This window comes from Nocardioides sp. CFH 31398, assembly GCF_022436705.1.
Classification (GTDB): domain Bacteria; phylum Actinomycetota; class Actinomycetes; order Propionibacteriales; family Nocardioidaceae; genus Nocardioides.
In genome coordinates this window covers 1-26,077 of the sequence record NZ_JAKUHT010000006.1, presented here as the reverse complement: position 1 = coordinate 26,077, position 26,077 = coordinate 1, and the positions used below count along the sequence as shown (strand labels likewise).

21 protein-coding genes are annotated in these 26,077 nt (G+C 74.5%); 12 read left to right on the top strand and 9 right to left on the bottom strand.

Annotated elements, in window-relative coordinates; all coding sequences use genetic code 11:
- Positions 1-203 precede the first annotated feature (203 nt).
- From MJ876_RS06880 to MJ876_RS06865, 4 genes are all read left to right on the top strand, one after another.
- Positions 204-1,484, top strand: a complete 1,281-nt coding sequence (locus tag MJ876_RS06880) for a citrate synthase (RefSeq protein WP_240235500.1) — start codon at positions 204-206, stop codon at positions 1,482-1,484.
- 204 nt (positions 1,485-1,688) lie between these two features.
- Positions 1,689-3,545, top strand: a complete 1,857-nt coding sequence (locus MJ876_RS06875; RefSeq protein ID WP_240235499.1) for a hypothetical protein — start codon at positions 1,689-1,691, stop codon at positions 3,543-3,545.
- Positions 3,542-5,356 carry a hypothetical protein gene (locus tag MJ876_RS06870; RefSeq protein WP_240235498.1) on the top strand — a complete coding sequence of 605 codons (1,815 nt, stop codon included), beginning with the start codon at positions 3,542-3,544 and terminating at the stop codon, positions 5,354-5,356. The genes MJ876_RS06875 and MJ876_RS06870 overlap by 4 nt, the downstream gene beginning before the upstream one ends.
- A gap of 373 nt (positions 5,357-5,729) precedes the next feature.
- Entirely contained in the window at positions 5,730-7,136 is a 1,407-nt protein-coding gene (locus MJ876_RS06865) for an HNH endonuclease signature motif containing protein (RefSeq protein ID WP_240235497.1), read from the top strand.
- A 4-nt stretch (positions 7,137-7,140) separates the two neighbouring features.
- Here the strand turns inward: MJ876_RS06865 and MJ876_RS06860 are convergent, their stop codons facing one another.
- Both MJ876_RS06860 and MJ876_RS06855 read right to left on the bottom strand, forming a co-directional pair.
- Positions 7,141-7,365 carry a LuxR C-terminal-related transcriptional regulator gene (locus MJ876_RS06860; protein ID WP_240235496.1) on the bottom strand — a complete coding sequence of 75 codons (225 nt, stop codon included), beginning with the start codon at positions 7,363-7,365 and terminating at the stop codon, positions 7,141-7,143.
- 177 nt (positions 7,366-7,542) lie between these two features.
- Positions 7,543-8,364, bottom strand: coding sequence for a triacylglycerol lipase (locus tag MJ876_RS06855; protein ID WP_275694588.1), 822 nt, complete (start codon positions 8,362-8,364; stop codon positions 7,543-7,545).
- Between the two features lie 70 nt (positions 8,365-8,434).
- Here MJ876_RS06855 and MJ876_RS06850 point away from each other — a divergent pair, with 70 nt between their 5' ends.
- Genes MJ876_RS06850 through MJ876_RS06840 form a run of 3 tightly spaced genes read left to right on the top strand, consistent with a single transcriptional unit; the run spans position 8,435 to position 12,107 of the window.
- On the top strand, positions 8,435-9,013 hold the full coding sequence (locus MJ876_RS06850) for a 2Fe-2S iron-sulfur cluster-binding protein (protein WP_240235495.1): 579 nt from the start codon (positions 8,435-8,437) through the stop codon (positions 9,011-9,013).
- Positions 9,010-10,014, top strand: a complete 1,005-nt coding sequence (locus MJ876_RS06845) for a xanthine dehydrogenase family protein subunit M (protein ID WP_240235494.1) — start codon at positions 9,010-9,012, stop codon at positions 10,012-10,014. Before MJ876_RS06850 ends, MJ876_RS06845 begins: the two co-directional genes overlap by 4 nt.
- Entirely contained in the window at positions 10,011-12,107 is a 2,097-nt protein-coding gene (locus MJ876_RS06840; RefSeq protein WP_240235493.1) for a xanthine dehydrogenase family protein molybdopterin-binding subunit, read from the top strand. The genes MJ876_RS06845 and MJ876_RS06840 overlap by 4 nt, the downstream gene beginning before the upstream one ends.
- Before the next feature lie 422 nt (positions 12,108-12,529).
- On the opposite strand, the gene MJ876_RS06835 is transcribed toward MJ876_RS06840, so the two are convergent.
- From MJ876_RS06835 to MJ876_RS06820, 4 genes are all read right to left on the bottom strand, one after another.
- Positions 12,530-13,579 carry a hybrid-cluster NAD(P)-dependent oxidoreductase gene (locus MJ876_RS06835; protein WP_240235492.1) on the bottom strand — a complete coding sequence of 350 codons (1,050 nt, stop codon included), beginning with the start codon at positions 13,577-13,579 and terminating at the stop codon, positions 12,530-12,532.
- A complete protein-coding gene (locus MJ876_RS06830; protein WP_240235491.1) occupies positions 13,576-14,847 on the bottom strand; it encodes an SRPBCC family protein in 1,272 nt (423 codons plus the stop codon). Before MJ876_RS06830 ends, MJ876_RS06835 begins: the two co-directional genes overlap by 4 nt.
- An 18-nt stretch (positions 14,848-14,865) precedes the next feature.
- The gene (locus MJ876_RS06825; RefSeq protein WP_240235490.1) at positions 14,866-16,947 is read right to left on the bottom strand and encodes an FAD-dependent oxidoreductase; all 2,082 of its coding nucleotides are present in this window, start codon (positions 16,945-16,947) and stop codon (positions 14,866-14,868) included.
- Positions 16,948-17,034: 87 nt separating this feature from the next.
- Positions 17,035-18,144 (bottom strand): mandelate racemase/muconate lactonizing enzyme family protein, encoded by a 1,110-nt coding sequence (locus MJ876_RS06820; protein WP_240235489.1) that lies wholly within the window; start codon positions 18,142-18,144, stop codon positions 17,035-17,037.
- Between the two features lie 84 nt (positions 18,145-18,228).
- Here MJ876_RS06820 and MJ876_RS06815 point away from each other — a divergent pair, with 84 nt between their 5' ends.
- Positions 18,229-19,113, top strand: coding sequence for a LysR family transcriptional regulator (locus MJ876_RS06815; protein WP_240235488.1), 885 nt, complete (start codon positions 18,229-18,231; stop codon positions 19,111-19,113).
- A 56-nt stretch (positions 19,114-19,169) separates the two neighbouring features.
- Entirely contained in the window at positions 19,170-20,432 is a 1,263-nt protein-coding gene (locus tag MJ876_RS06810) for a MalY/PatB family protein (RefSeq protein WP_240235487.1), read from the top strand.
- Here the strand turns inward: MJ876_RS06810 and MJ876_RS06805 are convergent.
- Both MJ876_RS06805 and MJ876_RS06800 read right to left on the bottom strand, forming a co-directional pair.
- Positions 20,385-20,876: a SigE family RNA polymerase sigma factor gene (locus MJ876_RS06805; protein WP_240235486.1), complete on the bottom strand. Its 492-nt coding sequence runs from the start codon at positions 20,874-20,876 to the stop codon at positions 20,385-20,387. The genes MJ876_RS06810 and MJ876_RS06805 overlap by 48 nt on opposite strands.
- On the bottom strand, positions 20,873-21,757 hold the full coding sequence (locus tag MJ876_RS06800) for a hypothetical protein (protein ID WP_240235485.1): 885 nt from the start codon (positions 21,755-21,757) through the stop codon (positions 20,873-20,875). The genes MJ876_RS06805 and MJ876_RS06800 overlap by 4 nt, the downstream gene beginning before the upstream one ends.
- A 209-nt stretch (positions 21,758-21,966) precedes the next feature.
- Between MJ876_RS06800 and MJ876_RS06795 the strand changes: the two genes are divergently transcribed.
- Genes MJ876_RS06795 through MJ876_RS06785 form a run of 3 tightly spaced genes read left to right on the top strand, consistent with a single transcriptional unit; the run spans position 21,967 to position 25,519 of the window.
- Positions 21,967-23,262 (top strand): collagen binding domain-containing protein, encoded by a 1,296-nt coding sequence (locus MJ876_RS06795; RefSeq protein ID WP_240235484.1) that lies wholly within the window; start codon positions 21,967-21,969, stop codon positions 23,260-23,262.
- Complete coding sequence (locus MJ876_RS06790) at positions 23,259-24,779, top strand: glycosyltransferase family 2 protein (RefSeq protein WP_240235483.1); 1,521 nt, start codon at positions 23,259-23,261, stop codon at positions 24,777-24,779. Before MJ876_RS06795 ends, MJ876_RS06790 begins: the two co-directional genes overlap by 4 nt.
- On the top strand, positions 24,776-25,519 hold the full coding sequence (locus tag MJ876_RS06785) for a hypothetical protein (protein ID WP_240235482.1): 744 nt from the start codon (positions 24,776-24,778) through the stop codon (positions 25,517-25,519). The genes MJ876_RS06790 and MJ876_RS06785 overlap by 4 nt, the downstream gene beginning before the upstream one ends.
- 140 nt (positions 25,520-25,659) lie before the next feature.
- Here MJ876_RS06785 and MJ876_RS06780 read toward each other — a convergent pair.
- Positions 25,660-26,077 (bottom strand): winged helix-turn-helix domain-containing protein (locus MJ876_RS06780; RefSeq protein WP_240235481.1); only part of this gene is annotated, 418 nt, incomplete at its 5' end.

Sequence of the window (26,077 nt, the reverse complement as noted above, 5' to 3'; positions counted from 1 at the left end):
CGGCCCGGGGCGACCGGGCCTGGTCATGCACCTCCTGACCGACACTGCCCGGCTCCACTTCGTCCGGGTCTGCGTCGCGCGGCCCTGGGGGCACGCGGACGCGGCAGTAGGCGCAGCCGCCAAGACTACGGCGAGCGCCGAGGGCGGTCAAAACGGGTGAGACCGCTGTCGCACCGCGGCGCCGAGCCCATTACCTTGTGCGGGTGACCGACTCTCTCACCGTCCGTGACAACCGCACCGGACAGGAGTACGACGTCCCGATCGCCGACGGCGCCATCAAGGCCGCGGACCTCGGGAAGATCAAGGCCGACGAGGACAGCCCGGGTCTGGCGATCTACGACCCCGGCTTCGTCAACACGGCCTCGTGTCGCAGCTCCGTCACCTACATCGACGGCGAGAAGGGGATCCTCGAGTACCGGGGCTACCCCATCGAGCAGCTCGCCGAGAAGTCCTCGTTCCTCGAGGTCGCCTACCTCCTCGTGCACGGCGAGCTGCCGTCGCAGACGCAGCACGAGCAGTGGGTCCACGACATCACGTTCCACACGTTCGTCCACGAGAACGTGAAGACCTTCATGCAGGGCTTCCGGTACGACGCGCACCCCATGGGCATGCTCATGGCCGGCACCGGCGCGCTGTCGACCTTCTACCCCGACGCCCGCAACATCAACGACCACGACGTCCGCTACCTGCAGATCATCCGCATGATCGCGAAGATGCCGACGCTGGGCGCCTGGGCGTTCCGGCACGCGCAGGGCAAGCCGTACGTCTACCCCGACAACGAGCTGTCCTACACCGAGAACTTCCTCGCGATGCTGTTCAAGATGAGCGAGCAGAAGTACAACGCCGACGAGCGTCTGGTGAAGGCCCTCGACGTGCTGTTCATCCTGCACGCCGACCACGAGCAGAACTGCTCGGCGAACGCCGTCCGCTCCTCGCAGGTCGACCCGTACTCCGCGGTCGCGGCCGGCATCGGCGCCCTGTACGGGCCGCTGCACGGTGGGGCGAACGAGTCGGTGCTGCGGATGCTGCGCCGCATCGGCACCAAGGACAACATCCCCGACTTCATCAACGGCGTGAAGAACGGCGACGAGCGCCTCATGGGGTTCGGCCACCGCGTCTACAAGAACTACGACCCCCGCGCCCGCATCATCAAGAAGGCCGCCGAGGACGTCTTCGAGGTCACCGGCACCAACCCGCTGCTCGACATCGCGCTCGAGCTGGAGAAGATCGCGCTCGAGGACGAGTACTTCGTCTCCCGCAAGCTCTACCCGAACGTCGACTTCTACTCCGGCCTGATCTACGAGGCCTTCCAGTTCCCGCCGGAGATGTTCACGGTCCTCTTCGCGATCGGCCGCACGCCCGGCTGGCTCGCGCAGTGGCTGGAGCTCGTGCAGGACAAGGAGCAGAAGATCGCCCGCCCGAAGCAGATCTACACGGGCGACCGCGAGCTCACCTTCACCCCCGCCTCCGAGCGCTGGGCCTGAGCTCCCGCAGACGTCTCGCCCGAGAGGGGCGCACCCGACGGTCCGACGACCGGGGGTGCGCCCCTCTCGCACGTCCGGGGGGTCCCGGTCCGGGTCGGATCACGTACCCGCGCGGGCTTTCCCTGTGAACGTCTGTGCACGAGCCCCGGTGACGGCTAGGTTCACCGCAGCGTTCGGGCGCTGCTGATCACTCCTGGGGGACGTATGCGAGGACGCTCGACCGACCGCTCCTGGACGCCGCGGCTGCTGGCCGCCGTCCTGCTCACCGTCGCGCTGCTGGTGCCGGGAGGCGTCAGCGCGGCCGAGGACACGGCGGTGCCGGAGTCCGACTTCTCGTTCTCCCTGTTCCACCTCGGCGGCGAGCGGTGGGACCACCCGAGCGTGGCCGCGGACGAGGCCACCAGCAGCCTCGCGCTCGAGCGGGAGCCGGACGGCGCCCTGAGGGTCACCGCCCGGATGCCCGACCGGACCGCGTCGGTGACGTTCACGCCGCCGGCCGGGGAGCCGCTGGGGGTCGGGACCTACGTCGACGCCCAGGCCGGGCCCCCCGCGCTGCACCAGCCGGGTCTGGACATCAGCCAGGACACCCTCGCCTGCGGGCTCGGGGACGGCGAGTTCACCGTGCACCGGCTGGACGCCGACCTCACCGACGTCCACGTGTCGTGGTCGTCCGACTGCGGTCGTGGCGGCTCGTTCGGCGAGGTCCGGGTCGGCCCGACCGCCGTCGGCGCGGACGGCGAGCCCGGCGACCGCGTCGTCGCGGCGCCGTACGCCGTGGACTGGCCGGAGCGCCGCCCCGGCGAGACGGCCGAGCCCGTGCCCGTCCGGGTCGCCAACGACTCCCCCGCCCCCGTCCCCGTGCTGGCGGTGACCGTGCGGGGCGACGACGCGGAGGACGTCGACCTCACCCACGACTGCGGGGTGCTGGAGCCCGGCGCCGCCTGCACCGCGACGGTCGCCATGACTCCCGGCGAGGTCGGGCGCCGACAGGCCGAGGTCGTCGTGACGCACTCCCGGGGCGAGCTCGTCGTCCCGCTCTCGGTGGTGGCGACCGCGCCGACGGCGAGCATGCGCGTCGCCTCCGACCAGGGCACGTGGGAGGTCCTCGACGGCGTCGCCGAGTCCACCTACCTCAGCGATCGTTACGTCGAGGTCGGGGCCTCCGACGACGACGAGCGGCTGTCGGTGCGCCTCCGCGCCCCGCGCGGGGAGGCCATCGCGCCCGGGACGTACCCGATCGGCGTCGGCCCGGGCCGGGGTGCGGCGCACGCCTTCCTCAGCACCGGGTTCCCGGACGGGTGCGACGGGACGCGCGGGGAGTTCACCGTCCGCCGGGCGACCCACGACCCCCGGACGGGTGACCTGACCTCGCTGGTCGCCTCCTGGCACCACGGGTGCTACGACAGCCCGGAGCGCGCCGTCCAGGGAGCGATCGTGTGGCGGGCCGACGCCGAGCTGCCCGCTCTGGGTCCGCTGGACCCGTGGCGCTCCGAGCCCGTGGGTCAGGTCAGGCCGTACGCCTCGACCGGTCGGGCGGAGATCACCTTCGTCCCGCCGCCGCTCTACGCGGGCGTCGGCGACGACCAGGACGCCGTCACCGTGCGGGAGCGGGAGGGCGACGAGCCGATGACCTCCCCGGCGGAGGGTGAGCCGCTCGAGCCGACGACGACCGCCAACGGTGAGGACGTCGCGCAGATCGACGGTCTGGCCCCCGGGACGGACCACACCGTGACGTTCTTCGTCGACCCCTCGCGGGGCGAGGACCCGCCGCCGGTGACCGTGGTCCTGCGGGGGACCCGGATCGAGACCACCACCCGGGTGGACGGCGGCCGACGGGTGGTGCGTGGCCGCCTCGTGACCTCCGACGGCTCGGCCCTCCCCCGCCGCTGGGTGACCGCCGACCTGTCCGGCACGACCGGGCCACCGTCGGTCCGACGGACGAGGACGGGACCGGGCGGACGGTTCACCCTGACCGTCCCGCGTGACGCGGTCGTGCAGCTCGCGTTCTCCGGCGTCGGTCGCGACCTCGGCAGCGTCACCTCCGTCGGAGCGGTCCGATGAGGCGCGCGACCGCCCGCCGCGCCCTCGGCGGCCTCACCGTCGGCCTGCTCGGCACCGCGCTGCTCGTCGCCGGCGCCCCGACCTCCGCCGAGGAGGCAGCCGACGACGGCCGGGCCCAGCGCTCGCCGTGGGCCGGCGGCCCGGCCGGCGACCACGCGACCGTCGCCTTCGTGAACGACCGCCGGGTGCCGGACGTCGTCCGCACGTGGTCGCCGGGCGTGTCCCGCGTCGACGCCCGGTGGGAGGGTGACGACCGGCGGGTGCTCCGCGTCGGCCTCCGCAGCGACGACGCCGGCCTGGACCTGCGACTGGTGGCCCCGCCCGGCGAGCAGCTGGAGGAGCGGACCTACGGCAACCTCGATGACCTCGGACTGGTCGCCAGCGACTCGACCTGCGACACCTGGGACCAGGCCTCGGTCGACGTCCGCCGCCTCAGCGACGACCTCAGCCGACTCTGGCTGGTCGTCGACGCCCGGTGCGGCTGGCTGGAGCAGCGCTTGTTCGGGGAGGTCCGGGTCGGCGCCGCCGCCCCCGAGGGACCCCGGCTCGCCACGTCGGCGCTGACCTGGCCCGCCGACCACGCCGGCCGGCCGGCACCCGCCCTGCCGGTCGTCGTCCAGCCCGCCGAGGAGGCCCGCGACGTCGAGGTGTCCCTCGAGGAGACCCGCCACTTCCGTCTCGTCGACTCGAGCTGCGGAGCGGTGGCGGCCGGTGAGGCCTGCCGGGTCCTCGTGGGGTTCCGACCCCGGGGAGTCGGGACGAAGCGGACCGTCCTGCGGGTGCGGGACGGCAGCGGGACCACCCAGGTGCCGGTGGCGGGCACGGTGCGCCCCGGTCGTACGCGGTGGCAGGCGGACGACGGGCGCTCCGTGGTCACGCAGACCCCGGCCGACAGCGACATCCTCGTGCTCGGCGGGCGCCGCAGCATCTCCTGGCAGGTCGACGACGGGGAGTACGGCGGCGAGGCCAGCGGCACGCTCCGGGTGCCCGCGGGGATCCGCGAGGGCCGCACGTACCCGGTGTCAGCCCGGGGCGGTCCCGGCACGCCGTCGCTCGTCGTCGACGGCAACGGCGCACCGGGTGATGACGGGGCCGGCACCGTGACCGCCCACCGGGCGCGTTTCGGGCCCGAGGGCGAGCTGCGGTCCCTGCTGCTGACCTACCGGTTGACGTCGGGCACCGAGGAGGTCGGGGCCTCCCTCGCCTGGGCCTCGCCGACCCTGCGCCGTCCGCCCGCGGTTCCGCCGCCGACCGAGCGGCCGGTCGTCTTCACCTTCCGAGCCGAGCCACGGGTGGGCGGTCTGGACGTCGACTGGGCGGTGCAGGGAGCCGCGGGCGACCTCACGGCCGTGCTGCGGATCGGGCCGTTGGACGGTGGCCCGGAGCGCGTCGCCTACCGCGGGACGCGGTCCCGCTTCGCCGTCGACGGACTCCTGCCCGGTCGCGACGTGCGCCTGACCCTGCAACTGGTCGACCGGTGGGACAACGTGAGCGCACCGGAGTCCCTGGTCGTCCGCGGCTCCCGGCTCGCACTGGTGGCCGGCGACGACGGCCGGGTGCGCGGGCGCCTGCTCGACGGCGACGCCCGCGGGCTGCCGAACCAGCCGGTGGCGGTCACCACGACCGCCCCCGGGGGCGCGGTCACCACCGTCGAGCGCACCACCGGGCCGGACGGGTGGTTCACCGCCGGCGCGGTCGCGCCCCGGACCTCGGTCACGGCGGTGTTCGCCGGGACGTCGTACTTCTACCCCGAGGGTGACCGGTGGGTGATGGGGTCGAGCGCCCACACGCGCATCGGCGACCGCCCCTGACCCGTGGCGGAGCCGGCACCGCCTCCGGCTCACCCGCAGGTTGAGGTGCGAGCGCAGCGAGCCTCGAAACCCGGGTGGCCGACCGGCGGCCCGCACCACCGCCGGTCGGGCCTGTCGAGACCCCGCACGACGAGCACCGACCCCCACCCCCGCCGGTTGAGGTGCGAGCGCAGCGAGCCTCGAAACCCAGTGAACCGACCGCCGGACCCCCATCACCGCCGGTTGAGGTGCGAGCGCAGCGAGCCTCGAAACCCAGTGAGCCGACCGGCGACCCCCACCACCGCCGGTCGAGCCCGCCGAGACCCCGCACGACGAGCACCGACGCCCACCGGTCGGGCCACCACTGTCGGCGGTCGCCCCTAGAATCGAACACATGAGCGAAGGCGTGGACGAGGTGCAGGCGGAGCCGGTCGACCCGGCCGCCGTGCTCGCCGCGCTGCGCACCGCCCGCACCACCGCCGACGCCGCCGAGGCCACCCAGCTCAAGCTCGCCGTCACCTGGGCGACCATGCACCCGCCACAGTCGGTCGACGACGCCGCCACCTGGTCCAGCGGTCCCGGTCGTGAGCGAGCCCGGCAGCTGGCCGGGGAAGGCACCCCCGAGGTCGGCGAGTTCTGCCTGGCCGACCTCGCCACCACCCTCAGCCTGCCGCCCGAGTCCGGCCGTGCCTACCTCACCACCGCGTTGGAGCTCGCCTACCGCCTCCCCCGGCTGTACGCCGCGGTGATGGACGGCCGCCTACCCGCCTGGCGCGCCCGACGCATCGCCGAACGCACCACCGGGCTCTCCCGCGCCGCCGCCGACTTCGTCGACCGCCACCTCCTGCCCGTCGCCCACCGCGCCGGGCCGGCAGTGGTGGACCGGGCCGTGGGCGCCGCGATCGCCGCCACCGACCCCGACCTCGCCGAACGCCTCGCCCGCGAAGCCCGCGAGAGCGAGGGCCACGCCAAGCGGTTCCTCGACCTCGACTTCGGTGGAGCGGCCGACGCGAGCGCCCACGGGGACCTCTCCGCCACCGTGAACCTGTCCGGATGCCTCGACCTCGACGACGCCGTCGACCTCGAGACCGCGATCCGAGCGGGCGCGCAACTACGCGCCGACCTCGGCTCCGACGCACCCCTCGACGAACGCCGCGCCCACGCCGCCGGCGACCTCGCCCGCCGCCAGCTCGGCCTCGACCTCGACGTGCCGTCGGGAGAGTCCTCGAGCGCCAAGCCGGCCCGGCCAACCAAGAACATCAGCATCGTCGTCCACCTCACCCGCGCCGCGCTCGACGGTTCGGGCGAGGTCGTCACCGTGCGCCACCCCATCACCGGCGAGGTCCTCACCCTCGCCGAACAGGCCCGCACCTGGTGCGACCAGGCAGCGACCGTCACCGTGCAGCCCGTCATCGACCTCACCCTCGACGACGACGTCGTCGAGCAGGTCATCGGACACGCCACCAGCTACCGCATCCCCGCCCACCTCGACCGCCTGGTCCGACTCCGCGACCGCCACTGCGTCTTCCCCTACTGCACCCGCCCCGCCGACGCCTGCGACCTCGACCACACGGTGCCGTACGGCGCCGGCGGCGAGACCACCGCCGCGAACCTCGCACCCCTGTGCCGCTACCACCACCGCCTCAAGACCCACGGCCGATGGCACTACCGCCACCTGCAACCCGGCCACTACGAATGGACCAGCCCCCACCGCGACACCTACCGCGTCGACACCCGACCCCACGGCGGCACCACCCGCGGCTCACCCCGCCCTCCGACCGGACCCGCTCCCCCGGTCTGAGCCCTCAGGCCGACTCACGGCTGCGTCGGTGCTCCCACCAGATCGCCGCCGCGCGCACTCGGCGGTTCGACCCACCGTGCTCACCGAGGTCGAGCTTGGTGAAGATCGAGCGCAGGTGCTGCTCGACGGTCCGCTCGGACAGGAAGAGCTCGGCGGCGACCGCGGCGTTCGTGGCGCCGGTGGCCGCGGCGGCGAGGACGTCGTTCTCCCGCGGGGAGAGTCCCGGCACCTCCTGGGTGACCGCCCGCGGTGGCGGGGGACGCGACCACGACGCCCAGCAGGACCACCAGCGAGACGGCCCAGACGGCGGCGACCGTGCGGACCGCGGCGGGCCGTTCCGTCCGCTCGGCCCAGGCCGCGAGCACGGCGAACCCGGCGACGGTCCGGTGGGATCGCCGGGCGGCGCTCACCCCGTCGGGGCAGGCACGCACTCCGGCTTGTACGCCTCCCGCGCCGGACCGTCGACCCGCAGCGCGTGGCGGACGATCTGCTGGGTCACCGGGTCGTTCGGCGTCTGGTCGTGCTCGAACGTGTCGGTCTCGCACTTGTTCTGCAGCAGGATGTTCGTGACCCGCTGCCGTGGGCCGTCGAGGAACTGCGAGCGCCACGGCGTGACGATCTCGTCGTACCGCGTCGAGATCACCGTGTAGTCCGGACCGGGGACGGTGTCGCCGTCGGCGTTGAGCCGTCGGAGGAAGCGCGAGCCGCGCGCCTGCTGCTCGCAGGCGCGGCACGGCGAGGTGCCGCCGGAGTCCATGGACATGGTGGTGCCGTGGTTGGACGGCGCGATGCCGACGAGGTCGTCGACCCGGCGGGCGCCGTCCAGGAAGCGCAGGTAGTAGCGCGGCATCATGCCGCCCTGGCTGTGGCCGACGAGGTCGACCTTCCGGCTGCCGGTCGCTGCACGGACCTTCTCCACGAAGCGTCGCAGCTGCTTCGCCGACCGCGGGATGGGGCCGGTGGCGCGGTTGCCGTAGTTGAAGGCGAAGACGCAGTAGCCCGCGTCCGCGAGGAACGGCGACATCGTCGCCCAGTTCTTCTCCATCGTCTCGAAGGTGCCGTTGACCAGGACGACGGGCTGCGGGTGGCGGGCGTCGGGACGGCAGTCCCAGTCGTTGGCCCCCGGCGGGCTGATCCCGGGTCCGGCGGAGGCGGGAGCGACGGGTCCCAGCCCCAGCGCCACGGCGGCGAGGAGGAGCAGGACCAGCAGGCGGGGGCGCATGGGCATGACGCAGTATGGCCCGGCCCGGGGGCTTCGAGCACCCGCTCGCTCGCCCGCCGATGGGTACGGTCCCAGCATGGACTCCACGGTCACGCTGACCGTCGACGGGACCTCCCACGAGGTCGACGTCGACACCCGCACGACCCTGCTGGACGCGCTGCGCGAGCGGCTCGGCGTCCACACGGTGAAGAAGGGGTGCGACCACGGGCAGTGCGGGTCGTGCACCGTGCTGCTCGACGACCGGCGCCACCTCACCTGCCTCGCCCTCGCGGTGGCCCACGACGGCGCCACCATCACCACCGCGGACGGCCTGGGCGAGGGCGACGACCTGCACCCCGTGCAGCAGGCGTTCCTGAACCACGACGGCTACCAGTGCGGCTACTGCACCCCCGGCCAGGTCTGCTCCGCGGTCGGCATGCTCGAGGAGGTCAAGCAGGGCCACCCGAGCCACGTCACCGACGACCTCAAGGCCGACGTCGACCTCGACGGCGACCCCGACGACAGCGGGATGGTCGACGACGAGATCACCGAGCGGATGAGTGGCAACCTCTGCCGCTGCGGCGCCTACCGCGGGATCGTCGACGCGATCCGCGAGGCGGCGGGCCTCGAGCCTCGCCAGGACGACGCCCGCGTCGAGCAGGAGGCCCGCCCGTGAAGGAGCTGACCTACGTCCGCGCGACGGACGCCGCCGAGGCGGTGGCGGCGGTGGCCGCCGACCCCGACGCCCGCTTCCTCGCCGCCGGCACCAACCTCGTCGACCACCTCAAGCTCGGCGTCGCCACCCCCGGCACCGTGGTCGACGTCAGCCGGCTCCCGCTCGCCGAGGTCGAGCCCCTGGACGGCGGGGGCGTGCGGATCGGCACGAACGTCCGCAACACCGACCTCGCCGTCCACCCGCTCGTCCGCCACGGCTTCCCCGCGGTCAGCCGCGCGCTGCTCGCGGGCGCGTCCGGCCAGATCCGCAACCAGGCCACCACCGGCGGCAACCTGCTGCAGCGCACCCGCTGCGTCTACTTCCAGGACGTCACCACCCCCTGCAACAAGCGCGAACCGGGGTCGGGCTGCTCGGCGATCGGCGGGTTCGGCCGGTACGACGCGATCCTCGGCGCCAGCGAGGCCTGCGTCGCGACGCACCCGTCCGACCTGGCCGTCGCCCTGGCCGCCCTCGAGGCGAGGGTCGTCGTGCTCGGCCCGGACGGCGAGCGGCGGGTCCCGATGACCGAGCTCCACCGGCTGCCCGGCCACCACCCCGAGCGCGACACGACCCTGGCGCACGGCGAGCTCGTCACCCACGTCGAGCTCACGGGCTCGGACCTGGCGCTCCGCTCGACGTACGTGAAGGTCCGCGACCGGGCGTCCTACGCGTTCGCGCTGGTCTCCGTCGCCGCCGGCCTCGAGCTGGACGGCGACGGCGAGGACGCCGTGGTCCGCGACGTCCGCCTCGCCTGGGGCGGGGTCGCCCACAAGCCGTGGCGGGCCACGGCCGCGGAGGACGTGCTGCGCGGTCGCCCGCTGGACGCCGCCGCGGTGCGCGAGGCCGTCGACGCCGAGACGCGCGACGCCACGACGACGACCGAGAACGCCTACAAGCCCGCGATGCTCCGCGGCGCCACCACGGCCGCGCTCGCCGCCCTGGCCGGGAGGGACCTCGCATGACCGCCACCCCGATCCGCGCCCGCTCGATGGGCACCCACCTGACCCGGCTCGACGGGCACGAGAAGGTCACCGGCCGCGCGACGTACGCCGCCGAGCACGGCTTCACGCTGCCGGAGCGTCCGCTGCACGCGTGGCTCGTCACCTCGACGATCCCCCGTGGCCGCGTCGAGCGTGTCGACGCCTCCGACGCCCTGGCGCACCGCGGCGTCGTGACGGTCGTCGACCACACCTCGGCCCGGCGGCTCGCCAAGCCGGACGACGCCGAGCTGGCTGTGCTCCAGGACGACGCCATCGCGTTCCGCGGCCAGATCGTCGCCGTCGTCCTCGCGGAGACGATCGAGGCCGCCCGCGAGGGCGCCCGCCTGGTGCGGGTGCACCAGACCCCGGCCGACTCCGCGCCGCAGGTGGTCATCGAGGACGGCGAGCCGTACACGCCCGAGGCCGCCAACGCCGGCCACGAGCCCGACGTCGTCCAGGGCGACGTCGACGCCGCCCTGGCCCGCGCCGCGGTGACGGTCGACGCGACGTACACGACCCCGCACGAGTTCAACAACCCGATGGAGCCGCACGCCGTCACCGCGACCTGGGACGGCGACACGCTCACCCTGTGGGACTCCACCCAGTCGGTGCACGGCGTCGCCGCCGTCCTCGGACGCGCGCTCGGCCTGGCGCGCGGCAAGACCCGCGTGCTGGCGCCGTACGTCGGGGGCGGGTTCGGCTCGAAGGGCCTCCCCCACGCCCCGGAGATGGCGGCGGCGCTGGCGGCGTTCGCGGCCGACGGGCGCCCCGTGCAGCTGGCGGTGACGCGGCAGCAGATGTTCGCGCTGACGGGCTACCGCACGCAGACCGAGTCGCGCGTGCGTCTCGGCGCGGAGCCCGACGGGCGGCTCGTGGCGATCACCCACGACGCGCTGAGCCAGACGTCGCGCTACAAGGAGTTCGTCGAGCAGACCGCGACCGCCGCCCGCATGATGTACGCCGCCGACGCCCGCTCCACGACCCACCGGGTCGTGCCGCTCGACGTCGCCGTCCCCGCCTGGATGCGGGCACCCGGCGAGATGCCCGGCATGTACGCCCACGAGGTGGCGATGGACGAGCTCGCCGTGGCCTGCGGCGTCGACCCGGTCGACCTGCGGGTCCGCAACGAGCCGGAGGTCGAGCCCGAGACCGGGAACCCGTTCAACGAGCGGCGTCTCGTCGAGTGCCTGCAGCGCGGCGCCGACCGGTTCGGCTGGGCCGACCGCGACCCCGAGCCCGGCAGCCGTCTCGTCGGTGACTGGCGGGTGGGGCTGGGCATGGCATCCGCGACGTACCCGGCGCTGTTCATGCCCGGCAACACCGCCCGGATCCGTGCGCTCGGCGACCAGCGGTACGCCGTCGACATCGGCGCCGTCGACATCGGCACCGGCGCCCGCACGGTGCTCACCCAGATCGCCGCCGACGCCCTCGGCGTCGAGCCCGGCCGGATCGAGCTGTCGCTCGGCGACACCGCCCTGCCGAAGGCGACCGTCGCGGGCGGCTCCGCGGGCACGTCGTCGTGGGGGACGGCGATCGTGCTCGCGGCCCAGCAGCTCCGCGCCGACCACGGCGACGACCCGGACGCGGGCGTCGAGTCCTCGTCGACGTCGGAGGGCTACCCCGACATGGAGAACCTCGCGCTGCACTCGTTCGGTGCGGTGTTCGTCGAGGCGCGCGTGCACCGGTGGACGGGCGAGGTGCGCGTGCCGCGGATGCTCGGCGTCTACTCGGTCGGCCGCGTCATCAACCCGACGACGGCGCGCTCGCAGCTCCTCGGCGGGCTCGTGATGGGGCTGTCCGGCGCGCTGTTCGAGGACGGCTACCGCGACCCCCGCCACGGCCACGTCGTCACGCAGGACCTCGCGACCTACCACGTCGCCAGCCACGCCGACGTCGGCGACCTGCAGGTGGAGTGGCTGGACGAGGAGGACACGGCCGCCACCCCGATGGGCAGCCGCGGCATCGGGGAGATCGGCATCGTCGGCACGGCGGCGGCCGTCGCGAACGCCACCTTCCACGCCACGGGCACGCGGGTGCGCGCTCTGCCGGTCACGGCGGACCACTTCCTGGGGTGAGGCGGTCGCGCTGAGGCGGTGATCGCCACGGCCGTCAGGACGGCGAGGGGTCGATCGGGTCCCGGGATCAGGGAAGCCGACGCCTGCTGCACGTCCCCGGAGACCCTTCTCTCGGCTGCCGCGTCCAAATCGACCCCCTCGAGAACCTCGGTGAGCCCGGCCGAGGCGATGGCGTCGTGCAGCACGACCGCTCCGGCCTCGGTCAGCGCCAGGTGGACGGTGCCACCCACCCGTCTCGTCGCTTCCGTGCCCGGGACCCTGGACCCTGGACCCGCGGACCCTCGACCCTGGTCCGATCGGCCTGGGCCCTGATACGTACCGAAGTGTGGTGGGTTGTCCGAACCTGGTTCGGACGATCCACCACACTTCCGATCTCGTGGTTCGGCCGGGGACGGCCACGAGCCGCGTGACCCGGCGATGACTCAGACGTCCAGCACCAGGTCCGTCAGGGGCCGCGAGCAGCAGGGCAGGATGCGGCCGCCGTCGATCTCGCGCTGACGGATGCCGCCCTGGTGACGCATGTCGACCTCGCCCTCGACCATCGACAGCTTGCAGGTGCCGCAGATGCCCTGGCGGCACGAGCTGCGCAGCATCACGCCGGCGGTGGTGACGGCGTCGAGGACGGTCTCGCCCGGCGCGCACACGACGGTGCGGCCGGTGCGCTTCAGCTCGACCCGGACGGCGGCCTCGGTGCCGTCGGCGGGCTCGGCCGTGGCGAAGAGCGCCTCGGCGGACCCCACCTCGAACGACTCCCGGTGCACCCGCTCCGGCTCGGCGCCGAGGCCGTCGAGCAGCGCGGTCGCGGCCGCCATGTAGCCGGGCGGTCCGCAGAGGAACACCTCCCGCTCGACCAGGTCGGGCACGGCCAGCGCCAGCAGCGAGGCCGACAGCCGGCCGAGCGGTCCGTCCCAGCGGTCGCCGAGGCTGTCTGCCTCGCACACCGAGGTGACCCGCAGGTCGAGACCGGTCTCGGACAGGGCCGCGAGCTCGCGGCGGAAGACCAGGTCGGACGGCGTCCGCGCGCTGTTCACCAGCACCACGCTCGCGTCGCTGCCCCGGTCGGCGAGCGCCCGCAGCATCGACATCGCCGGGGTGATGCCGCTGCCCGCGACGAGGAAGAGGTACGACGACGCCGGGTGCTCGACGTACGAGAAGGCGCCGGCGGGGCCGCGGGCGCGCAGGGTGTCCCCCGGGCGGAGGACCTCGTGCAGCCATCCGGAGACGACGCCGCCGGGCTGGCGCTTCACCGTGATGGCCAGCGTCTCGGGGCGGGTGGGCGGCGAGGAGATGGTGTAGCAGCGCTCCACCGGCCCCCGACCCCACGGGCCGTCCAGCGGCACCGTCACCGTGAGGTGCTGCCCGGCGTCGAAGCGGCCGTCCCAGCCCGCGGGCGCCTCCAGCACGAACGTCGTCACGTCGTGGGTCACCGGCACGACCCGGCGGACGCGCAGGTCCGCGTCGAAGCCGCTCATGCGGACCGTCCCGCGGCCAGGCCGTCCAGCATCCTGGCGGTGTACCAGGACAGGAAGTGGTCGACCTGGTACTCGCTGGAGGTGTAGGGCCCGGGCTCGTACGCCGGGTCCGCGACGCCCGCCTGCGTCAGCGCGACGAAGTCGCTGTCCTGGGCGTTGGTCTCGCGCCACACGTGGGTGAGCTCGTCGAGGTCGTAGTCGACGCCCTCCACGGCGTCGGCGTGGACGAGCCACGTCGTCCGCACCAGCGTCCGGTCGACCGCGAGCGGCAGCACCTGGAAGACCACCGCGTGGTCGGACAGCACGTGCAGCCAGGCGTTGGGCTGCGTGTGGATCGACAGCCGGCCCAGGCGCGCCTCGCCGAGGTCGGCCAGCGGGCGGCGGACGACGGCCCGCCCGGTCAGCGAGAACGACTCCCCCGCCCCGTCGAGCGGCTCCCGGGCGATTCGGTGGGCGACGTCCGGCTCCACGAGGTCCTCGACGAGCGCGTCGGGCAGGCCGAGCTCGACGCTGCGCGCGTGGAGGTGGGCCTCGGCGGCGACGAACCGGTCGTGCGCGGGCCGCAACCGGTCGGGCACCTCGTGGGCCTCGAGGCCGTACGTCGGGAAGAACGAGCAGGACAGCTCCGGGTGCCCGTCGCAGTGGTAGCACTCGCGGTTGTTCTCCATGACGAGCTTCCAGTTGCCCGCCTCCTCGAGGTCGACCTGGGCGGCGACCCTGGCCCGGGCCAGCCCGTGGGGCTCCAGGTACGGCGTCGCGCGCGCGGCGAAGTCGTCGATGTCGGCCGGCGGCACGGCGGCGAGGCTGAGGAAGACGAGTCCGGCGACGGCGCGGACGGCGACGGCGCGCAGCGACAGGCAGGCCGGGTCCGCGCCGGTGAGGCCGGGGGCGTGGAGCAGGCGGCCGTCGGTGCCGTAGGTCCAGGAGTGGTAGCCGCAGGTCAGGTTGCCCACGAACCCGGACGGCTCGGTCAGCACCCGCGCCCCGCGGTGCCGGCAGACGTTGTGGAAGGCCCGGACCTGGCCCTCGTCGTCGCGGAGGACGATGATCGAGCGCCTGTCGACGTCGATCGTGACGAAGTCGCCCGGCTCGCGGACCTCCGCCTCGGTGGTGGCGAGGAACCAGTGGCGGCCGAAGACGTGGCGCAGGTCGGCGTCGTACACGCCCGGGTCGGTGTAGAGGTGGCCGGGCAGCGGGCGCCCGGGGACCCGCTCGAGGAGGTCCCACTCGAGGTCGGTGGGCGGCGGGGCGGTGGGCTGCGCGGTCATCGGGGGTGCCTCTCGGGGTCAGATCGCGACGCAGAGCCGGAGCGCGTCGTAGACGGCGGCGTGGATGTTGCGGCTGCAGACCGCGTCGCCGATGCGGAACAGCTGGTAGCCGCCGGTCGGGTTGGTGGCGATCGCCTGCGGCCGGCCGGCGAGCAGGGCGTCCTGGTCGACCTCCCCGAGGTTCGTCGACCCGGGCACGAGGCGGTGGTAGAGGTCGTCGGCCGGCACGGTGCCGTGCTCGACGACGACGGCGTCGACCTCGCGGCGCCACGTGCGGTCGGTGTAGTCGCTGCCGAGCTCGGCGACGAGCCGGCGGCTGCCCGGCACCCGGCTCACCGACCGCAGGCGGGTGGCGAGCGTGGTGCGGACGTCGTGGGTGGCGAACGCGGTGAGGTAGCCCGGGGAGTTCATGCCGCCGACGCCGATGCCGACCGTGCGCTCCGGGGTGACGAGCTCGACGTCGCAGCCGCGGCCGGCCAGCAGCTCGACCGTGCCGAGGGCGGCCTCGCCACCGTGGTCGTCGTACACGAGGACCGTGCCGGTGGGGTGGCGGTCGCCGGACAGCACGTCCCAGGTGTCGAGGACGAGCTCGGCGCCGGCGTCGAGGACGTCGGTGTTCGGCAGCCCGCCGGTGGCGACCACGACCACGTCGGGGTCGAGGGCGAGGACGTCGTCCGGCTCGGCGACCACGCCGCAGCGGATCTCGACGCCGAGGTGGGCGGCCTCGGCGACGCGCCAGTCGACGACGCCGACGAGGTCGCGGCGCCGGGGTGCGGCGGCGGCGAGGCGGACCTGGCCGCCGGGGGCGGCGTTGGCCTCGAGGACGGTGACGTCGTGGCCACGCTCCCCCAGGACCCGGGCGGCCTCGAGGCCGGCGATGCCCGCGCCGACGACGACGGCCCGCCTCCGGGCCCGCTCGGTCGGCGGGACCAGCTGCGGCCACAGGAGCTCACGGCCGGTGGCGGCGTTGTGCAGGCACTTCGCGTCGCCGGACTCGTAGATCGCGTCGAGGCAGTAGTTGGCGCCGACGCAGGGGCGGATGCGGTCCTCCTCGCCGCGGGCGACCTTGGCGACCAGGTGGGGGTCGGCGATCTGCGGGCGGGTGAGGCCGACGAGGTCGAGCAGGCCGGCGCTGATGGCGTGCCGGGCGGTGGCGACCTCCGAGATCATCGAGGAGTGCATGACGGGGACGCCGACCCGTGCGCGGACCTGCCCGGCGAACTCGAGGTGCGGGGCGGACCGGCCGCCCATCGACGGGATGACCTTCGCGAGCGTCGCGTCGGAGTCGATGGTGCCGCGGATGACCGACAGGAACCCGACGCCCTCGGCGGCCATCGCGTCCACCGTCTCGACGGCCTCGTCGAGGCCGACGCCGCCGACGAGGCACTCGTCCATGCTCATCCGCACCCCGACGAGGAAGTCGTCGCCGACGGCGGCGCGGATCTCGCGCACCACGCGCAGCCCGAACGCGCGGCGGCGGTCGGCGTCCCCGCCGTACGCGTCGTCGCGGTCGTTGGTGGCGGGTGAGAGGAAGCCGTCGAGCAGGTGGCCGTACGCCTCGAGCTCGACGCCGTCGAGCCCGGCGGCACGGCAGCGCCGGGCGGCGGCGACGTAGTGCCCGACGATGCGGTCGACGTCCCAGGCCTCGGCGACCTTCGGGAACGAGCGGTGCGCGGGCTCGCGCATCCCGCTGGGGTACACCAGCGGCAGCCAGTCACCGGAGAAGTTGCTGGAGCGCCGGCCGAGGTGGGTCAGCTGGATCATCACCGCGGCCCCGGCGTCGTGGACCTCGTCGGCGAGCGCGCGCAACCACGGCACGACCTCGTCGCGGTGGACCTCGATGTTGCCGAACGCCGGCGGGCTGTCCGGCGAGACCACCGAGGAGCCACCGATCATCGTCAGGCCGACGCCGCCGCGGGCCTTCTCCACGTGGTAGCGCCGGTAGCGCTCCTTCGGCATGCCGTCCTCGGTGTACGACGGCTCGTGCGACGCGCTGACGACGCGGTTGCGGAGCTCGAGGTGGCCGAGCGTGAACGGCTGCAGGAGCGGGTCGGCCGGGCCGGCGGTGGGCGCGTGCTCCCGCGCGGCGAGGGTCGTCATGAGCGTCAGTCTGCAAGTCAGGGACCGTGCACACCATCGCGAGAAACAAGGTAGGACCGTGCGCCTGGAGTGCACGGTCGCCCGGTGTCAGCCGTGGACGACGACCGGCACCCCGAGCAGGTCCTCGCGCGGCACGACGCCGAGCCCCGGTCCGTCGGGCAACGCGATCCGGCCGTCGACCACCTCGGGGCCGTGGTCCGGGTCGAGGTGCTCGGCGATGTGGGGCTGGGCGATCCACACGCCCTCGAGCAGGCGCGGGCTCACCGTGGAGGCCAGCTGCACGCAGGCGGCCGCGATGACGTCGCCGCCCCACGCGTCGTCCACGGCGTGCGGCAGCGACGTCGCCTCGCAGACGTCGCGGAACGTCGCCATCGGCAGCAGCCCGCCGATCCGGGTGACCTTCATGGCGAACCCGTCGACGGCGCCGCGGCCGGCCGCGCGGACGGCGGTGGCGAGGTCGGTGCCCGCCTCGTCGAGGAGGACGGGATGGGCGAGGCGGTCACGGACCGCCTCGATCTCCGCGAGCGAGTCGCAGGGCTGCTCGAGCACCAGCGGCACGTCGCGACACTGCTGGCTCAGCCGGACGACGTCCGCGGTGGTCAACGAGCGGTTGCCGTCGACGACCAGCCGCGCCCCGGTGCCGGCGAGCCGCCCCCACACCCGGCGGACGACCTCGACGTCGACCTCGACCGGTCGCCCGCCGATCTTGACCTGGACCCGGCGGTAGCCCGCGGCGACCTTCGCGGCCGCGACCTCCGCCACCTCGTCGGGCTCGCCGACGCCCGTCGCGTAGTAGGACGGCACCGAGTCGACGAGCGGTCCGCCCAGGAGGTCGGCGACGCGGACGCCGCGGGCGCGCGCGACGAGGTCGTGGGCGGCGACGTCGACGGCGGCCTTGGCGTAGCGGTGGCCCGCGAGCGCGCCGTCCATCGTGCGGTGCAAACCGCGCAGGTGCGTGGGGTCGGCACCGAGCAGGGCGGGGCCGAGCTCGGCCAGCGCCGCACGCGCGCCGAGGGCGTGGTGCGGCTGGTACGTCGGGCCCACCGGGCAGGTCTCGCCCCAGCCGACGGAGCCGTCGTCCGCGGTCAGGCGCACGAGCGTGCTGTCGAGGGCGTCGACCTCGCCGCTCGCGATCCGGTAGGTCCCACCCACGACCGGCAGCGGGTGGGAGAAGACGGCGATCTCCTCGATCCTCACGGGGTCATCACCGGGCCAGTCTCCACCGCCCTCGACGATGCGGACCATCGCGAGGGTCCGAGGCCGATCGTGCAAGGATCCTGCATGCTCGACGCGCGCCTCCACGCCCTGCGCCTCGTCGCGCAGCACGGCAGCGTCACCGCCGCGGCCGAGGCGAGCGGGTACAGCCCCTCCGCGGTCTCGGCGCAGCTGCGGTCGCTGGCGAAGGAGGTCGGCGCCCCGGTCGTCGAGCCGCAGGGGCGCGGCGTCCGGCTGACCGAGGCGGCGCTCGTGCTGCTCGACCACGCGCACGAGGTGGCGGCGAGCTGGGAGGCGGCGCGGGCACGGGTGCAGGCCGGCCCCGGCGGCCACCTGACGCTGTGCGGGTTCTCGACGGCGGCGGCGACGCTGCTCCCCCGCGCCGCCCGCGCGGTGGCCGACCAGCACCCCGGCACCGTCGTCCGGATCGTCGAGGCCGACCCCGTGGAGTGCTTCGACCTGCTGCTCGCCGAGCGCGCGGACCTCGCCGTCGTCGTGGCGACGGAGGCGACGCCGTCGCGCAGCGACCGGCGCTTCGAGCAGCACCCGCTGGGTGAGGACCCCCTCGACCTCCTCGTCCCGCGGGACCATCCCCTCGCCGGGCGGGCGTCCGTCTCGCTGGCCGACGCGGCCGGCGAGCCGTGGATCATGGACCGGCCCGGCCGCCCGTACCACCGCCTCGTCGCCGGCGCCTGCCTCGCGGCGGGCTTCACCCCCGACCTGGCCCACGAGGCGGTCGAGTGGGACACCGGCGCCGCGCTCGTCCACGCGGGCCTCGGCGTCGCGCTGGTGCCGCAGCTCGCGAACCTGCCCTCGGTCTACGACATCGTCCGCGTGCCGCTCACCGGCGACCCCCGCCCGGCCCGCCACCTGCTCGGCGTGGCCCGCACCGGCGCCCGCGCCCACCCCCGCGTCGCCACCGCCCTCGCGGCCATGGGCGCCGCCCCCTGAGGTGGTCGACGACCGCCGTCCGGCGACCGCGGCGGCCGGGGTGGTTCGCTGGGGCCATGACGAGCGTCGCGGACCCCCTCGAGCAGCTGAGCCTCGCCGAGCTGCGCCAGCGCACCAGCATCAAGTGGCGGCAGTACCCCGCCGACGTGCTGCCGCTGTGGGTGGCCGAGATGGACGTCGTCCTGGCGGAGCCGGTGGTCGAGGCGGTGTCGGTCGCGATGCGGCGCGGGGACACCGGCTACCCCGTCGGGACGGCGTACGCCGAGGCGCTGGCCGGCTTCGCCGAGCGGCGGTGGGGCTGGAGCGGCGTGGACGTGGGGCGCACCGCGCTGGTCCCCGACGTCATGCAGGGGGTCGTCGAGACGGTGCGGCTGGTCACCGACCCCGGTGACACGGTCGTCGTCAGCGCGCCGGTCTACCCGCCGTTCGCGGCCTTCGTCGCCCACGACGGACGCCGGGTCGTCGAGGCCGCGCTGAGCGCCGAGGGCCGTCTCGACGTCGACGACCTCGACCGGCTGCTGGGCGAGGCGGTCGCCGGCGGCGGGCGGGCGGCGTACCTGATGAGCAACCCCCACAACCCCACCGGCGCCGTGCACACGCGCGCCGAGCTGGAGGCGGTCGCCGCGGTGGCGCGCCGCCACGGCGCCCGGGTCGTCGCCGACGAGATCCACGCGCCGCTGGTCCTCGACGGCGCCTCGTTCACGCCGTACCTGAGCGTCGCCGGGGCCGAGGACGCCTTCGCGGTCACGTCGGCGTCGAAGACGTGGAACCTGGCGGGCCTGAAGGCGGCGGTCCTCGTGGCCGGACCCGAGGCCGCCGACGACCTCGCCCGCCTGCCCGAGGAGGTGGGTCACGGGGCGAGCCACGTCGCCGTCCTCGCCCACACCGCCGCGATGGCGCACGGCGAGCCGTGGCTGGACGCGCTGCTCGCCGGCCTCGCCGGCAAGCGGGCGCTGCTGGGCGACCTGGTCGCCGAGCACCTGCCGGGTGTCGGGTTCACCCACCCGGAGGGCACCTACCTGGCCTGGCTCGACTGCCGGTCGCTCGGCCTGCCGTCCGGGGGCGAGACGACCGTGGACGGGCCCGGCGAGATGACCGACCTCGCCGGTCCGGCCCGGTTCTTCCTCGACGAGGCCCGGGTGGCCCTCAGCGCCGGTCACGCGTTCGGCACCGGGGGCGCGGGGCACGTGCGTCTGAACTACGCCACCACCACCGAGGTGCTCACCGAGGCCCTGACCCGCGCGGGCGCCGCCGTGGCACGGCGCCGAGGGTCACGACGTGGCGGCCAGGGCGACCTCGAGCCGGGTCAGCGCCCGTGAGCAGTACGACTTCACGGTGCCCTCCGCGATGCCCAGGTCGGCTGCGGTCTCCTTCGTCGACAGCCCCACCCAGTGGCGCAGCACGACCACCTTGCGCTGCATCTCCGGCAGCGCCCGCAGGGCCTCGGTGAGCGCGCTGCGGTCCTCGTACGACGCACCCTCGGGCGCCCCGCGGTCGTGGCCGTCCAGCCCGACGACCTCGCGGGAGCGGAAGGGGCGGCGCACCTCGTCGAGGTGCGCGCGCACGATGATGCGGCGCGTGTAGGCCTCCGCGTTCTCGAGACGCACGCGCGGCCACGCCACGTAGAGCTTGACCAGGGCGTTCTGCAGGACGTCCTCGGCCTGGTGGTGGTCGCGGCACACGCCACGCGCGATGCGACGCAGGTGGGCCTGCCGGGCGGCCACGAAGTCGACGTACTCCGCCTCGCGGTCGGCCTTCCTCACCAGGAACCGCCGATCTCCGGGTAGCGCTCCTCCGCGTCGGCGACGAACGCCTCGAAGGTCGCGAAGTCGCCGCTCTGCCGGACGACCTCGGTGCCGTCGGCGAGGTTGCGCAGCAGCACCAGCTCGCGGACGCCGTCGACCCGCAGCTCGGCCGCCCACGACGAGACACCGTCGGGCGCGAAGCCGGGGCCGAGGTCGACCTCGACCAGCTCGACGAGGTCGACGCCCGGGCCCGCGACCATCTCGCCGTCGTCGGTCAGGCTGACCCAGCCCTCCGCGGCCGCGTCGACGTCGCGGTCGCGCTGGGCGGCCACCTGGGCGGGCAGCCAGTCGCTCAGCTCACCCGCAGCGCGGTCCGAGACCTGGGAGCGGTCGTCCGGGCGCCACGTCGCGAGGGCGAACTGCTCGCCGCCGTCGACGGCGAGGTGCAGGCCCACGGACTTGCCCGCCGAGCCGTAGCCCAGGGGGTCGGGGACCCGCTCGAGGACCTCCGCCCCCTCCGCCAGGCAGAGGGTGCCGCGGCCGTCGTAGCGGGCGGGGTGGGGCTCGGCGTCCCACATCCGGCAGGACATCCGAAGGTCCGCGGCGCCCCCGCGGGTCGGCCCGTCCTCGACCCGGTCGACCGTGCCGCCCTCCGACGGACCCTGCGACGGGTCCTCCGCGACACCGATGCCCGCGGGTGGCTCCCCGACGAGCCCCGCGGAGCCGCCCACCAGGGACCCCAGGCCCACCACGACCGCCACCGCGGCCGCCGACGCCGCGCTGACGGCCGTCCGGCGACGACGCAGCGCACGACGTCCCGGCGCCACGAAGTCGGACGGCGGCCGGTCGCCGCCCGGCGCGATGGCGCGATCCAGCTCGCGCTCCCAGTCGATCCCCACGTCGCCTCCCCGTCGTGCCTGCAGCCTCTCACCCCGTCTACGGACGGGGCGACCGATCGGTTGCCCCGGGGCCCCAGGAGATCCCGGTCACGCCGTTCCTCAAGACAGCCTCATCACTTGCGCCGGGCGTCCTCAGGGCCCCCTCCACATCCCCTGCAGGCTTCCCCAAGCCACTGGTTGAGGCGTCAACTGCCTCCTAGCGTCGAGACATGCGAACTGACCAGCCGGGCCGGGGGGCCCTCGTGACCATCGTGCTCGGCCTCGTGCCGACCGTGGTGGCCCTGCTGATGAGCGCGCTCGTCGTCACGGCGGCCCCGGCGCAGGCCGCCGGACCCACGGGCGGCGTGCGCGGAGCGATCGTGGGCCTCGGCGACAGCGCGGCCGACCTGACCTGGGCGGGCACCGACGGCACCCGGAGCGGCACGCGCCGGGTCACCGGGGGCGTCTACTCCCTCGACCTCGCGCCCGGTACCTACCGCCTCACGGTCAGCGACCGCCGCCCGACGTACGACGTCACCAAGCGGGCGCCGTCCACCGTCGAGGTCACCGTCGTCGCCGGCCGCACCGTGCAGCGCACCGTCCGCCTCGTGCAGGGCGCGGCCATCGGCGGGACCGTGAGGGCGGGCGGCAAGGTCGCCCCGCGGGCGCGGGTCGTCGCCGCGCGGAAGGACCAGACGGTCTTCACCACCACCGCGGACAGCTCGGGCGGCTACGCCCTCGGAGGCCTGCCCGCCGGCGCCTACTCGGTGTTCACCTACGACGCCAAGGGCGGCTGGACCGCGAAGAGCCTCTACCTGCCCCGCCTGCGCGCCGGCGCCTACAAGCCGGTCGACATCGCGCTCGCAACGAGGGCCGGCACCCTGCTCGTCGACGTGTTCGCCGGTGACTCGAGGGCGTCCGGCGACGGCTGGGCCACCGCCGTCTCGGCGCGGACCGGCCAGTTCTGGGTCACCCGGATGCGCGGCGGCTCCTACACCTTCACCGGCCTCTACCCCGGGCGCTACCGCGTCATCGTCCCGGGCTCCGGCAACTACCTGGGCACCACGGCCACCCTGCGCAAGGAGGTCCGGCCCGGGCGCCCGGCGTTCGACTCCGTGCAGCTCACCGAGCGCGGTGCCTCGCTCCGCGGCACCCTGGTGGACGCCAACCGCCCCGACGCCCCCCTCGAGGACGGCCAGGTCCAGCTGATGGACGCGCGGGGCACCGTCCTGGCCTCCGCCACCACCGACGAGAACGGCGCCTTCCGCCTCGGCGGCCAGCTCACCACCCGCACCGACCTGCGGATCGTGGTCGGCCCCGGGCCCTACAGCCCCTACCTCGGACGGGGCACCAGCTACTGCAAGTACGACGACCTCACCGTCGCCCCCGTGGCCGTCCGGACCGGTCAGGAGACCGTGCTCGGCCGGCTCGGGCTGCCCCACCTGCCCGACGCCGACCAGGACGGCGAGCAGTGCCACACCACCGTCCCCCCCTCGCCCACCACCACCGACGAGGACCCCTCATGACACGCCGCACCCGCACCCGCGCCGCCGCCCCGGCCCCGGCCCCGGTCGTCATCCCGCAGCCGGCCCCCCCGGCCGCCGCCCCCGCGGTCGACCCGCACTACGTGCGCGTCCCCGACCCCGGCATGAACGCCTACGCCGAGCAGTTCCTCGCCGAGGTCGCTGCGATCGAGGAGCGCCGCCCGACCGTCGGGTGCGTGATCCCGGCGTACAACGAGGCCGAGACCATCGGGGGCGTCCTCGACAGCCTGCTGATGCAGACCCGGCTGCCCGACGTCATCCACCTGATCGTCAACAACACCAGCGACGACACCGTCGAGATCGCGTCGCACTGGGCCGGCAAGCACGAGCGGACCACCGAGCTCGGCACGCAGACCACCGAGATCTACGTCCACGACATCGGCGTGAACCCCGACAAGAAGGTCGGCGCCCTGAACCACGGCTTCGCCCTGGTCTCCGACTTCGACTACATGCTCGGCGTCGACGGCGACACCACGCCGGAGCCCGACGCCGTCGAGGCGCTGGTCGCCGAGATCACCAGCGACGACCGGATCGGCGGCATCTCCGCCATCTACTCCATCGACGACAGCGCGATGGACACCCGCGTCGGCCGCTGGCTGGTCGCCGGGCAGCGCGCCCAGTTCGCCGCCTTCAACATGCAGAACCTGCTGCGGGGCCGCAACATGGCGGTGCTCGGCGGCCAGTTCTCGCTCTTCTCGACCCGCGCCCTGCGCGAGGTCATGGCGCAGAGCCACCAGCGCACGCCGTGGGTGAACGACAGCGAGGTCGAGGACTCGCTGCTCTCCCTGCAGATCAAGAGCGCCGGCTACCTCACCAAGATCAGCGCGTCGGCCCGCGCCCACGTCGGCGGCATGACCACCCTGCGCTCGCTCGACGCCCAGCAGGTCAAGTGGAACTTCGGCGCCATCGACCTCATGTGGCCCGGCCAGCGCGGCGACACCCGCGGCCAACCGCTCCACCCGAACCTGCGGCTGCGCTGGTTCGAGCACGCCTCGATGGTCCTCAACATCCTGACCCGCGTCGGCTTCCTCCTGCTGCTCATCGGCTCGCTCACCATCGACGCGTTCGTGTTCCAGGCCTGGTGGCTGATCCCGCCGACGGTGGCGATCCTGCTGAACCTCAAGGTCGTCCGCTCCATGGCGAACGCCAACAAGCGCGACTACCTGTTCGCGGGCACGCTCGTGCAGGCCGAGGTCTACATGTGGGTCCGCATGGGGCACTTCGTCCGCGCCTGGCTCAAGTTCTTCTCCCACCAGCAGTCCGACAACTGGGCGGCCCAGGCCAAGGCGGAGAGCGGGCGCGGCAGCGCCTGGCTGTACCCCTACCTGACCCTGCTCGTCGTCGTGCTGGCCGGGCTGGCCATCTGGGTCCAGCTCTCCGTCGACCTTCGCTCCGCCGTCCTCGCCGTGGGCTGGCCGCTGCTCGGCATCGTCACCGTCATCCAGACCGCCTGGATGGTCCTCAAGATCATGAAGCGCAACCGGGGGTTCCAGTCGTGAGTGTCTCGTCCCGTCTCCGCACCAGGCTCGCCCTGGGCGCCCTGCTCGCCGCCACCGCGGTGGCGACCTCGTCCTGCGGGCTCGTCGACACCGCCGCCGGTCTCGTCGGCGGCGACCCGCAGCCGGCCGCCGCGGCCCCCGAGGCCGCACCCGACCCGATCGCCTCGGAGTTCACCCGCGACGGCACCGTCCAGAAGCACCTGTCGGTCCGCGGCGAGGACGACATCGACGTCGTCCTCACGATGTACCCGACCGCCCGCACCCCGCGGACCCACGAGTGGTTCGCCAAGGGCGGCAAGTACTTCACCTACACGATCCAGGCGTTCGACACCTCCCGCGGCGAGCGGGACCCGTTCGACAGCAAGCGGGAGGTCTACCTCGGCGACGTCGACGTGACCTCGACCGTCGTCGGCGCGGACGGGAAGGCCGACCGTCGGGCCCGCGAGCCCTACCGCCTGGACGCCGAGGCCCGCGACGTGACGCTGGACCCGGAGCCGGCCGGCAACGCCGACGGCATGCTCATCACCTCCCCGAAGGGGTCCTTCGAGCTCCAGGACCAGAAGCTGGGCTCCGTGCCCGCCGGCTCCCGCGGCGTCACGCTGTCGTTCGACGCGACCGTGTACGTCGAGACCACCGCGGGCAGCGACGACGTCGTGCGCCGCACCATCTCCACCGACGTGCCGGTCGCGATCTTCGCCTTCGACGAGCGGACGAGGTCCGACAAGGTCACCCGCGACTGAGCCCGTCGGCCGGGTCCCTCCGACCACGCCCCTCCCCCACTGCACCAGGGCGCCGGCACCGAGCCGGTCGGGCCCGGCGGCCCCCCGCCGCCGGGCCCGGCCGGTCAGCTCCGGCGGCCTCGTCGCGTCGAGGCGCAGGATCAGGCGGGCCGGACGGCCATGCGGAAGCCCACGCCCCGCACCGTCTCGACGAGACGGGGGTTCGCGGGGTCGTCGCCGAGGTGCTGCTGCAGGCTCTCGACGTGCTGGTCGACGACCCGCTTGTCGGCCTCGTTGACGAAGTGGGAGGTCGCTCCCTCACCTCGCATGGCGAGGACGAGGTCGGCGCGGCTGCGCACGCGGCGCCCGGTGCGCAGCAGGGCGACGAGCAGGTCGAGCTCCTCGGCCGGCAGGGCGACCCGCCGGCCCGAGAGCAGCACCGAGCCCGCCCGGGCGTCGACGACCAGCGGCCCGGCGTACGCGATGTCGCCCTGCCAGATGACGCCGCTGGGGTCCGGCTCGACCGCTGCGCCCGCGCCGACCCGGGCCGGCGGGGCCGGGGCCGGCACCGGCGGCGGG